This window comes from Sulfidibacter corallicola, assembly GCF_017498545.1.
Classification (GTDB): domain Bacteria; phylum Acidobacteriota; class Holophagae; order Acanthopleuribacterales; family Acanthopleuribacteraceae; genus Sulfidibacter; species Sulfidibacter corallicola.
Genome location: NZ_CP071793.1, coordinates 3343060 through 3355910 on the forward strand (window position 1 = coordinate 3343060; position 12851 = coordinate 3355910).

At 62.7% G+C, this 12851-nt stretch carries 4 protein-coding genes; all 4 read left to right on the forward strand.

From position 1 onward, the window contains the following. Window position 1: 1 nt before the first annotated feature. The 4 genes from hpf to J3U87_RS09520 all read left to right on the forward strand — a co-directional run bounded on the left by hpf (window position 2) and on the right by J3U87_RS09520 (window position 12849). Complete coding sequence (hpf, locus tag J3U87_RS09500) at window positions 2–553, forward strand: ribosome hibernation-promoting factor, HPF/YfiA family (RefSeq protein WP_237382808.1); 552 nt, start codon at window positions 2–4, stop codon at window positions 551–553. 18 nt (window positions 554–571) lie between these two features. Beyond that, window positions 572–1582, forward strand: a complete 1011-nt coding sequence (gene hprK / locus J3U87_RS09505) for an HPr(Ser) kinase/phosphatase (protein ID WP_237382809.1) — start codon at window positions 572–574, stop codon at window positions 1580–1582. 157 nt (window positions 1583–1739) lie between these two features. Further along, the gene (locus J3U87_RS34995; RefSeq protein ID WP_272932478.1) at window positions 1740–4547 is read left to right on the forward strand and encodes a serine/threonine-protein kinase; all 2808 of its coding nucleotides are present in this window, start codon (window positions 1740–1742) and stop codon (window positions 4545–4547) included. A 262-nt stretch (window positions 4548–4809) separates the two neighbouring features. Beyond that, window positions 4810–12849, forward strand: coding sequence for an immunoglobulin domain-containing protein (locus J3U87_RS09520; RefSeq protein WP_237382810.1), 8040 nt, complete (start codon window positions 4810–4812; stop codon window positions 12847–12849). Window positions 12850–12851 lie beyond the last annotated feature (2 nt).

Consider the following 12851-nt stretch of genomic DNA (forward strand, 5'->3'; position numbering starts at 1 on the left):
TATGAGAATTGATTTTAGCGGACGCGGTGTAGACATTACGGATCGGGTACGGAGCTTCACGATCGGTAAACTGGATCGTTTGACAAAACACCTCGATGACATTCAGGACGTGACCGTCGTCCTCTCCGTGGAGAAATACCGACACAAGGCAGAGATCAAGTTCCTGTCGCGCAAGCGCACGTTTGTCTGTGCCGAAGAAACCAACGACATGTTCGGTTCGATCGACCGAGTGGTCGACAAATTGGAAGCCCAGGCCAAGAAAGCCAAAGAGAAACTCAACGGCAAAAAGCGCAACACCCATGAATCGATCCGGCACCACGTGATCAGCTCGCCCTTACAGGAGCGGGCCACGGATGTCTTGGCCGACCGCGAATTGAAAATCATTCGCACCGACAATTCGGTGGTGAAACCCATGAGCCTGGAAGAGGCCGTCGACGAATTGACAAACTTCGACCAGGAATTCATCATCTTCCGCAATCATGAATCCGACGACTACAACGTCGTCTATCGTCGCAAGGACGGGCACATCGGCTACATCGAGCCCGGTGCTTGAATCCTTGCCCCCGGGACCGTGAGCACACGAGACGACCGCGAAGACGATTATTGGCAGGTTTTGTCCCACTCCATCCTGGAACGTGGCAAACAATGTCGTCGACATCTCACCGTGCGCGCCCTGCTGGAGGCCGAAGATCATCTGGATCTGGTCCACTTCGAGCAGGTGGGTGACCTGGCACGCGAGATCAGGGTCCCTCTGATTCAACGGCTCGGGTTGGCTCTGGCCGGCTATTGCGACGATCTCGAGCCCGGCAGCCTGGCGCTGCTGGGCAACTCCGAGGCCGCGTTCCTGGCGGATCACGGTCACACCATGGCGCCCGATCGGTTGGCCGCCCTCCTGGCATGTCAGCCGGCCGGGCTCCTTCTGAGTCGCGGCATTCGCCCGCCTTCCTGGTTTACCGCGGCCTTCGCCCAGGCCTCCATTCCCGTGCTCCAATCCCAGCTCGGTGATCGCGACCTGATCGTCAAGTTGGGTCGCATTCTCGTGGAAGCGCTGGCGCCCTGCATCTCGTTTCACGGCAACCTGCTCGTCATCAGCGGACTCGGGGTCCTGATCCTCGGCAAGAGCGGTATCGGCAAGAGTGACGACGCCCTCGACCTCATCAAGAAGGGTCATCAATTGGTGGCCGACGACGTGGTTCAGGTCTTCCTCAACCCCGAAGGCCGTCTCTGCGGGCGTGCCGACGAGCTGACCCGCGACCATATGGACGTGCGCGGCCTCGGCATCGTGAACATCGTGGAGCTGTTCGGCATCGGCAGCGTCCTGGACCAACATCCCATCGACCTGGTACTGTATCTGGAGACCTGGGACTCCAAGAAGAATTACGACTGCTTCCAAGCGAACGAAAACCTGGCGATTCTGGGTGTGGACCGGCCCGTCCTGCGGTTACCCGTGGCACCCGGTCGAAACCTGGAAAATCTCATCGAAATTGCAGTCAAACACTATCTCCTGAAAATCAAGGGGTATAATGCCGAGAAGGCAATCGCGGCGCGGCTGGATCAGTTATTGAATCGTGACAACGGCTAGCCCTAATCGTCGGAAAGCGCGGCCCTCGAGTGGCAGACCGGCGATTCCGGAACCCAAAAGGTTTCCCTTCGACCCCTCCCTGAGCCTGGAACCCCCTGGTTCCCTTTGACGCCCAGCCTTGGCGGTCAAGGTCCGGTCTACTCGCGGCGGTGACGGAATGACGGCGACATCAAAGAACCTCACGGGCTCCCGAATCGGGCGCTTCAAAGTGGAAGAACTGCTCGCCAAGGGCGGCATGGGCGAGGTGTACCGAGGCACGGACAACTTGCTGGGCCGTCAGGTGGCGCTCAAGACGGTCAATATCCAACAGCGCATGAGCCATCTCGCCAAAACGCGCTTCTTCCGAGAGGCCCAGATCCTGTCGCGCCTCTCCCACCCCAACATCTGCGGCATCTACGACCTCATCGAGCGCGACGATTACGACCTGCTGGTGCTCGAATTCATTCGGGGCAAGACCCTGCGCCACACCCTCAAGGAGAACCCGCGCGACCTCGACCTGTTGCACGTGGCGGAAATCATCGGCCTGGTGTTGGAGGTGGCGCACCGCGCTCAAATCGTGCACCGCGACCTCAAACCCGACAACGTCATGATCGCCGACGACGGCACGGTCAAGGTGCTGGACTTCGGCCTGGCGCGCCCCTCGGACCTGACGACCACCGTGCCCGAGCACATCGAGGCGGAGACACCGAGCGCCTCGCTGCAGCCGGCCGACGACAGTGTGGGTCGCAGCGACCCCAGCCTTTCCGAACGCACGCCCGGCGGCAGTTACGGCAGCAATTTCGCCTCGGAACGAACGACGCATGGCAGCGTGGTCGGTACGCCGCGTTACATGAGCCCCGAGCAGGCCCGCGGCGAAGACGCCACCTCCGCCAGCGACATCTACTCGTTCGGCATCATCATTCAGGAAATGCTGACCGGGGAATCCGCCTACAAACGGCACCTGCCCTACCAGGCGCTGCTGGTCAAGGTCGGCAAGGGCGAACGGCGCCCCATCAACGCGATCGTCCAGGGCCAGGATCCCGAACTGATCCGCCTCGTCGACGACCTGACCCGGCTGGATCCCGAAGCGCGCATCAACGCCCCCGAGGCGGTCCGTCGCATTCGCCGCATTCGCAACAAACCGGTGCGCCGGCGACAGCGCCGGCTGGGCCTGCTGGCCGCGCTGGTGTTTTCGGTCTCGTTGATTTCGGCCGGCCTGTTCGGCGTTTGGATGAACAAACCGCGCGGCATCATCGACGAGGGCGACAAACTGCAGGCGGCCTTCCTGCCGATGATCGACCAGACCGGCGACGCCGGCAGCGGTTGGATCGCCACCGGCCTGACCCAAATGGTGGCGCGCGGCTTGGGCGACATCGAAGGCCTGGACATGGTGGACGTGGGCAACGTCGCCCAGGTCACCCACCCCTTGAATCTGGCCTTCGATCACCCGATCAGCGGTGCCCAGCTCGGCCAGATCGCGGAAACCCTCGGCTCGGACCTGGTCATCCAAACCATGGTCGCAAAGGATCCGGAAACGGGCGGGTATCGGCTTGCCTACCGGTTGTACCGCGATTCGGTGGAACTGAAACCCGGCGAAGTGATGGGCGAAAGCCTGCCGAACGTGGCCCGCGATCTGGTGGTGCAACTGTCGCGACGCCTGAACCCCCACGCCCAGGTGGCCGATCTGTCGACGGTCTTTTCCGAAGATCCGTACGCCATGCTGATCTGGGCCATGGGCTACCACCAACTGGAGCAGGGCTATCCCAAGTCGGCCCTCAAGTATTTCGAGATTTGCGTGGAGCGCGATCCTTCCTTCATCAAGGCCCAGTACCACCTGGCCGCCAGCTTGGAGCGGCTGGGCAACTCGGAGGAGGCCGAACGCCAGTGCCATCGCATTCTGGAGTTGGCCGGCCGGAACGGCGACAAGACCCTGCGCGCCAATTGCTACATACTCCTGGGCGACATCGCCAAATCACACGGCGACTGGGAAAAGACCCTGGCGCTCTACGAAAAGGCCGGCGAACTCTACCTGGCCAACGAGGACACATCCGGACACGCCCACTATCTCAACCGGCTGGCCATCATGTACTGGCGCCGCGACCAATTCGCCGAAGCCGAGCGCACCCTGAACCAGTCGTTGGAGCTGTTCCGGTCCCTCGGCGACCGCGTCGGCGAATTCCAGGCGATCCAGAATCTCGGCCTGGTGGCCAACGCCAGGGGCGACCGCGAACAGGCCAAGAAGCACTACCACGAGGCCCTGGCCTTCGCCATGTTGATCGAAGACGACCAGAAACGCGCCGATCTGCTCAACAACCTCGGCACCCTGGCCCTGGCCGAACGCGACCTGACCACCGCGATGCGCCATTTCGAGGAAGCCTTCTCCGTCTATCGCGAACTGGGCATTCGCCAGAGCGCCTCCTACCTGTTGATCAATCTCAGCATCGTCGCGGAACAGAACTACCGGCTCCAGAAGGCCGAGGACCTGGCCCAGCAGGCCCTGACCGAATTCGCCGACTTGAACGACGCCTTCCTGGAGGGACACGCCTACCAGTGCCTGGGCATGGTCGACCTGAAGCGCGGCAAGCGCACATCGGCCCTGGCCCACTACGACCAATCGGCCGCCATTTTTCGGGACCTCGGATATCCCTCCGGCCACGCTTCCAGCCTGCGGCGAATCAGCGAGCTCCACCTGGAGATGGGTCACCTGGAAAAGGCCGCCCAGGCCCTGGCCCAGTCGCGCGAGCTGGATTCGAGCCCCCACAAGTCGGCCTACCTCGGGGCCCTGATCCAATACCGACGCGGCGAAGCCTCCCAAGCGCTCGACGCGCTGGAACGATTGCAGGGCGAATATCCCGAAATTTTCGGCGACGAGGAACAATTGGTCTTCGCCGTGATCCGCAAGTCGGTGGAAACCGGAAAACCCGAACCACTGCCCACCCGCGCGGAATTGTTCCAAAGGGTCACCAGCGATATCAACCAGCCCTGATGCCGGGCGGGCGTCGCCGCGAAAACACGCGAAAACCGGCTCCGCTTCTCGTCACGGACAAGAAATTGAACATTCACAAATTGTTGCGTGTTTCGAAAAAAATACGCCATTGCTAACCCCGAGCAATGGAGAGAGAATATCCTGTCCTTCAACCGAATATAAAATCCTTCCGAAGTTTTCCTTCGGCAGACCGCCATACTCGGGGGTACCCATGGCTCTCCGCGACCTGTCGCGCACGGCTCGTAATCTGTTGATTTTTATTATGTTGATTTCTGGAGGCCAGGCTCTCGGACAGGGCTTTCCAAATGTGCCGCAAACGCCGGGGACCCTTTTGGCCGGTCCTCTCGCACCCGAGCAGGGACGCACGGCCGTCATCACCATCCAGGGAGGTTGGGTGTTTTCCTTTCCGGAAATTCCCTCCAGCGGACCGGTCCTTTTCAACGGTTCTCTCCTGGAAAACGACTACCAGATGCGCCAATGGGATATCTCCAACCTATCCAACGTCCGCGAGGTGGCGCGCCTGGGTGTCACCACCCAGGGCTTCGATGCCCACGGTGTCGTCCATTCGGGAAATTGGACCATTTTCGGTACCTTCCAATTCCACGTGGATCAATTCGGTGGCCCGCGAATCGAAGAACCCTTCACCGAAGATCACGTGGTTCCCTTTTCGCGCGGTGGCCTGTTCCCGCCCTACAGCATCACCAATTACTGGAGTTACAACGATACCAACATTCCGCTCGAGTTGACCTTTCAGGGCGATCACGTGGCCCAGTGGGATCATATCGCCGCGACGGGCATCATCGGCCATCCCGTGTTGATGGGGAACCTGCTGTTCATGCTCTCCGAGCAGACCAACGGCGGCATCGCCATCTACGACATGAGTCTTTTCATGGACGGCAACCCCAGCAACGATCCCGCCCAGCCCCCGCTGATCACCCTGCACACCATCGGCGGATTCGGCGGCTACTGGAGCGAACTCTACGGATTGGACGGGCGGCTGTACGCGGTAACCTCCTACCGCATCGGCGGACAAGGGCTGAAAGTCATCGATGTCACCGACCCCACCACACCGGGCAACATGATCGACATCGGCTTCAGTGCCGACGTCATGTCCATGTACCCCCATTTCCAGGATCAATACATATTTTCCGGAAGCAGCAAGGTCGACATGCGCGCCCAACAGGTGGTGTTGACCCTGCCGACCCAGACCGCACACACGATCCCCGGCTACGACGACGGCGACGGCATCGATACCAGCCAATGGGCGCTGCCGGTGGGCAACCTGCTGATCACCGGCGGCCTGACCGACGGCGATCGCAGTCAAGGCATGGCGATTTGGGCCCACCAGGCCGAGCCGGACACCAGAGGCCCCATGGTCGGTTATCACATTCCGCGCGCGGGCCAGACCAACTACCCCGTGGCGGCCCCGATCAGCATGATCATCCCCGAAACACTGGACACCGCCACGCTGATCGGCGGACAGACCTTCATCGTTCGCCCCTTGGGCGGGAACCCCATCAGCGGCAGCTTGTTCTATGCGATGAACGACATGATCACCTTTCAGCCGGACGACGTGTTGATGGACAACACCACCTACGAGGTCTTTCTGCCCCAGGGCGGCATCGAGGACGCGGTCGGCAACGGACTGGAGCAGGATTACAGCTTCACTTTCTCGACCGGCAGCTCGATCGGCGGGAATGTGCCGCCGGAGATCCAGTCCTTCACGGTATCGGACGGCAGCGTGGCGCCCGGTACGCCGATCCAATTCAGCGTCTCGGCCACCGACTCCGACCAGGACACGCTGGAGTACCGCTTCATTTTCGGTGACGACAGTCCGCCGACCGCCTGGTCCGGTGCCACGACGGCCAACAAGACCTACGGCGCCGAGGACCACTACAGCGCCATGGTTCAGGTGCGCGATCCATCCGGCGTGACCGTTTCCGACAACCTGACCGTGACGGTCAAGGCACCGCTCACCGGACCGCGGCCCACCCAATCCAGCCAGATCGTGATCGACGAGGCCGCACGACGGGTCTATGCCGTCAATCCGGACAACAACACCGTGGCCGTCATTCACGCCGACACCCACGCGCGCCTGAGCGAGTATCCGGTTTCGGCCGATCCCCGCAGTGTGGCCCTCGACGGCAGCGGCCGGCTGTGGGTCACCGCGCACGACGCCGACTGCATCGACGTCCTGAACGCGGCCACGGGCGCGCTGGTGGATTCGATCAAGTTGGACTACGGCGACGCGCCCTTCGGTGTGGTGATGTCGCCGGATCGTTCCACCGCCTACGTGTCCCTGACGGGCAGTGGCGAGCTGTTGCGCTTCGACGCCGCCACCATGGCACAGACCGGCTCGTTGGCGCTGGGACCCACACCGCGGGCCCTGGCGGTGGACGGCAATCACGGTCGCATTCTCGTGACGCGCTTCATTTCGGCCTCGTTCCACGGCCAGGTGTGGGATGTCTCCGCCACCACCTTCACCTTGACGCGCACTTTCGTGTTGAGTCAGAAAATCGCGGCCGACAATTCGTCCGACGGGGCCGGCATCCCCAACTATCTGGCTTCCGTGACCATCACACCGGATAACCGCCTCGCCTGGATCACCGCGGTCAAGACCAATACCAACAAGGGCGTCCACTTCGGTGACGGCTCGCTCAACGATCCCGACAACACCGTGCGGACCGAGCTGATCTCCATCGACCTGACGACCAACACGGTGCGCGACGACAATGCCTCGCGCATCGACCTGGACAATTCCGACTCGGCCGCGGCCATCGCTTTCTCGCCCCTCGGCGACTATATGCTGGTGGTCAACCAGGGCACCAAGGACCTATTGATCCTGGATACCTTCCGTTTCGCCTCCGCCCAGGGATTGGGCAGTATGGTGGCACGGGTGGAACTGGGACTCTCTCCTCAGGGCATCGCCGTGGACACGATCACCGAAACGGCCTTCGTCAAAAATTTCATGGGCCGCAGCGTGTCGATGCTCTCGATCGCCAGCCTCCTGGCCACGGGTGATTCCAGCTTCCAGGTGAGCGAGGTCTCGACCGTCCAGAACGAGCTGCTGTCGCCGCAGGTGCTGGAAGGCAAGCAGGTCTTCTACAACGCCGACGATCCGCGCATGAGCTCGGAAGGCTATATCAGTTGCGCCACCTGCCATGTGGACGGCGGCCACGACGGGCGCACCTGGGATTTCACCCAACGGGGCGAAGGCTTCCGCAACACGATCCCCCTCTGGGGTCGCGCGGGCACCGGCCACGGGCGGGTTCATTGGACCGCCAATTTCGACGAAATCCAGGATTTCGAAAACGACATTCGCGGCCATTTCGGCGGAACCGGCTTCCTGACTTCGGAAGATTTCGCCGTGGCCGGCGATCCGCTGGGTCCCACCAAGGCCGGTCGCAGCCAGTTACTGGACGCGATGGCCGCCTACCTGGCCTCGCTCGACGGCACCACCCTGCCGCGCAGCCCTTTTCGGGCGGCCAACGGCGACATGACCGCGGATGCGATGGCAGGCCGCGACATTTTCATCGAGCAGGGCTGCGCCACCTGCCACAACCCCGCCCAGCAGTACACCGACCGCCAGCTTCGCGACACGGGTACCATTCGCCAGGGCACCTCGGGCCAACGCATCAACAGCACCCTGGTGGGGCTGGAAACCCCCACCCTGCTCTCGCTGTGGGAATCCGCGCCCTACCTGCACGACGGCAGCGCGCCCACGCTGGAGAGCGTGTTCCGGCAGGCATCGGGACGCTGGTACGACAACGAGGACGGCACCAATTCCGGCAGCTTCCCCAGCTCTCAATTTCCCACCCAAACCTGGCTCTACGGCAGTGTCTCCCCGCTCGAACGCTCGCTGGACCGCTCCGTGACATGGACCGACGTGGACGGCGGCAGCGGTGGTATGGGCCAAATCATGTTCCGCTTCGCCACCGACTTCAACGCCGGCGATCTGACCTGTATCCTGACCGTCAACGGCGTTTCCACCAACGTCGTCTTTCCGCCCACCGATCCGGATAGCGGCGATCGGCCGATGGTCCTCGTCGAGAACGTCAATTTTCAGCCCGGTGAAACCAACACGGTGATCCTGCGCAATCCGGGAAGCTTCGAGAAGGTCGATCTGGACGCGATGTTCGTGTCGCACGCCGACGACCTGGCCAAGGCCGAACCTCACCGCAGGGCCCTGAATCTGGGTGCGCTGCAGTTCGAGCAGCTCATGGCCTATTTGCGGCAATTGGACAGCGCCAACATCATCGCGTCGGGCTCCGTCGAGCGCCGCTTCTGGCAGTCGGTGGCAGGCGGTGTGATCGCCGATCTCGAGGCCGACCCGCGCTATCCGGACCAACCGGAAGGCGCCGATATCCTGACCCGGCTGGAAGCCGTGGGTTGGGCCGGTTCCGGCTCGCCGGGCGCCAGCCAGTCCTGGGCCGACAGCTACGGTCAGCAGGTTCGCGGCTACCTGCGCCCGGCCGAGACCGGCAATTACGTGTTCTTTCTCTCCGGCGACGATTCTGCGACCTTTTCGCTGAGCCCAGACGAAGATCCGGCCAACGCGATCGAGGTCGCCTCGTTGACCAGCGCCAGCGCGTTCCGGACCTGGGACACCTTCACCAGCCAGGCCTCGCGCAACAACGGATTCAGCTTCGGCGGCGGTGCCCCCGGGGTGATCACTCTCCAGGCCGGCCAACGCTATTTCTTCGAAATCGTGCACAAGGAAAGCGGCGGTACCGATCACGTGTCGCTGGCCTGGCGCACACCCAGCGGCGGCAGCGATCCCACCAACGGCAGCGATGCCGCGGTCGTGCCGGGTACGGTTCTGGAACCTTTCGCCGATACCTTCCGCGAAAAGATCCCCGCTTCACCCAGCGATCTGTTCGCGACGGCCTACTCCATTTCCGAAATCCACGTGGCCTTTATCGATCACGCCATCAACGAACTCGGCTACGAGCTGGAATACCGCTTTGTCGGTGGCGACTGGCAGACCACAGACCTGGAAGCCGTCGGCGGTATCGGTACCAAACATCAGGTCGCCATCCGCCATTTGGTTCCCGGCAGCGACTACGAGATCCGCCTGCGGGCCTTCAACGCCGTCGGCCCCACCGAATGGCTCACGCCGGTCGCGGCAACCACCCTGCCCGCCGCGACCGAGCGCCTGTTCACCTTCGACGGAGCCCGCCCGTTTTACATCGATTTGGGTCTCAACCTGTTGCAGCAGGCCAAGGTCGTCGACGACAACCTGGTGCTCTGGCAAGAGGGCGGCGGCGGCGGCCAGCGCTCGGCGGTGTGGTCCACCAAGACCGTGCCCACCGCCGGATTCGTCACCGAATTCACCTTCGGCGGCCAGAACGTGACCCTGGCGAGAAAAAGCGATCTGGTCTTCGTGCTCCAGGCCGCCTCCCCCGAGGAATTGGCCCTGGGCAACGATGGCGGTTACGAAGGTGTCTCCGGCCCCAAATTCGGACTGGTCTTCTCGTTAACCATTCCCGACGCCAACGTCCGCGGCCTGATAGGCGACGCGGAAATCCGCAACTACTTCAACACCAACGATCAAGGCTTTGAGTTCGCCGCCGGGCAGACCTACACCATTCGCGTCATCTACGACGCCCGCCAAAAAGAGGTGACGCTGGAATGGCGCCGTCACGACAACGGCCAGATGTTTCAGGGCAGCTTTCCGATCGACCTGGAAGAGGAACTGGGTGCCTTCGCATATCCCGGCTTGCTGACCAACAACAACTTTGCGGACCTGGATATGGTCTTGAGTCGCTGGATCTTCGACGCGCGTACGGAGAACTTTTCCACTCAGGCGCCGTTTGGCGGCACGGCCCGCGCCATCCCCAGCCGCATCCAATCCGAGGACTACGACCTGGGCGGCGTCGACATCGCTTTTCACGACAATGACGACATTCAGTCCGGCATCGATCTGCGCGGAGATCCGGTGGACATCGCCACCGGCGCCGGCGTGGACGGCCACTACGTAGGCTTCATCGCCTCCGGCGAGTGGCTCAAGTACACCGTGGAAGTGATGCCGGGCCGCTACGACGTGCGTGCACGCATCTCCGGCGGCGACAGCCCGAGCACCCAGGACATCGCCGTTTCCCTGGACGGCCTGCCGATCACCGTGTTCGACAGACCCAACACCAATTTCCAGTTCCAGACGATCCAGAACGAAAACGTGGACATTCCGTTCGCCGGCCAGCAGGTGTTGCGCATCGACTACCAGGACAGCACCTTCAATATGGATTGGATCGAGTTCACCCGCATCGGTGATTTGGCGGAGTCGCCGGCCACGCCGACCGGCCTCTCGGCCAACGCCGTCAATTCGGGCCGTGTCGACGTGACCTTCACCGACCAGGCCACCAACGAAGCATCCTTTTCGGTGGAATACCGCGTCGCGGGTACCGTTCCATGGCAATCGATGTCCGTGCCCGCCGCGGCGGGAACCGGGACATCCGTGACCGTCCAGGTCGCCGGATTGAGCGGGAACACCACCTACGAGTTTCGCGCCAAGGCACGACGCGCCCAGGCCGATTCGCCCTGGACCTCCGTCGATTCGGCGACCACCTCGGTCGCGGCCGGCGACTGCGCGGTACCCGTCACTCTGGCCGTCGACCTGCAGGATCTGGAGATCTGTAACGGCGACGATGTCACGCTTCTGGCCCTGGCCTCCGGCGAGTCGGACCCCGCGCCCAGCTACCAGTGGTTCCTCGACCAGAACCCTATCGGAGGGGCCGTTTCTCCCGAATTGCTGATCGAATCCTTCGACGGCGGCGACGCGGGCAACTATCACTGCGAAATCACCAATAGCTGCGGCACCACGCTCTCCGCCACGGCGACACTTTCACTGACCGGCAGTCTCAACCTGACGACCCAGCCCGCCAACCAAACCGTCTGCGAAAACGGGCCCGCGCTATTGAGCGTGGTCGCATCCGGCGGCGGTTCCCTTGAGTACCAGTGGCACTTGAACGGTTCCCCGATCGCGGGCGCCACCCTGCCCACCTTCGCCATCGACGCCGCACAAACCACCGATGCCGGCAATTACCACTGCGAGGTGACCGGCGGCTGCGGCACCGTCGATTCGAGCACGGCCGTGCTGACCGTCATGACCGAGCCAATCATCACCGCGCAACCGGAACCCACCCAAGTCTGTGCCGGCAACGCGCTCAACCTGAGCGTCACCGCCTCGGGCGGCGGCATCGCCTACCAATGGTTCAAGGACGAAAACGCCCTTGCTGGCGCCACCCAAGCCACCCTGTCCATCGGCGCGACCAGCGCCAACGATGCCGGCAGCTACCAATGCCGCCTGATCAACGGATGCGGCAACGCCATCTGGAGCAATTCGGTGGACGTGGTCATCGGCGACAACTGGACCTTCATCAGCCATCCCCAAACGGCGTCGACCTGCGAAGGCCAATCGGCCACCTTCGAAGTCTCCATCGCCGGCAACATCACCGGCTACCAGTGGTTGCGGAACGGCGTGCCCATCGCCGGCGCGACCCAACGCACCTACACGATCCAAAACGTCGATGCCGGCGACGTGGCCCAGTACCGCTGCCGGATCATCGGGCTGTGCAGCCAGGTCGATTCGCAAGCCGCCTCGCTGACCCTGGAAGGTGGCCCCTCGGTCACCACCAACCCGGTCAGCCAAAGCCTGTGTCTGGGTGAGACCCTGACCCTGACCGTGGCCGGCGTATCCAGCAGCGGCGGTCTCGGCTACCAATGGTTCTGGAACAACCAGGAAATCGTCGGCTTCACCTCGCCGACCTTCCAACTGGTACCGGCGCTCAACCAGGCGGGCCAGTACCGTTGCCGCCTGACGGACAACTGTGGCGAGACCTTTTCCGAGGTGGCCGTGGTCGAGGTGGTCCAACTGGACGTCTCCGTCGATGAGGACGACGGCGTGGTCGGCGTGGATCCACCCGAGTTGTTCGCAGAGGTCGCCTGCGCCGATCTCGCCGAGCTGGAGTGGTTCAACCTCACGACCCAGGCCGGATTCGGACTCGGGGTGAACCCGATCGTCCTGGATCCGTTGCCCATCGAAACCACGACCTACCGGGTCATCGTCACCAGCGACGACCTGGGCCAGGAGGTCAGCGGGGACGTGACGGTGCTGATCCCCGATGATGCGACCTTCTTCGATTTCAACGGCGACGGCTGCAACGACGTGGGGGATCTATACGAAGCGTTGACCCTGTGGCAGCTCACCGATCCGATTTTCGACGCCAACGACGACGACCTCTTCAACATCCTGGATCTGATGTTCATCAAGATCACCGGAGACAACTGCCCCGGGTCGCGCTGACC

Coding starts and splice junctions, on each gene's coding strand:
- hpf (WP_237382808.1), top strand. CDS start 2: ATGAGAATTGATTTTAGCGGACGCGGTGTAGACATTACGGATCGGGTA.
- J3U87_RS34995 (WP_272932478.1), top strand. CDS start 1,740: ATGACGGCGACATCAAAGAACCTCACGGGCTCCCGAATCGGGCGCTTC.
- J3U87_RS09520 (WP_237382810.1), top strand. CDS start 4,810: ATGTTGATTTCTGGAGGCCAGGCTCTCGGACAGGGCTTTCCAAATGTG.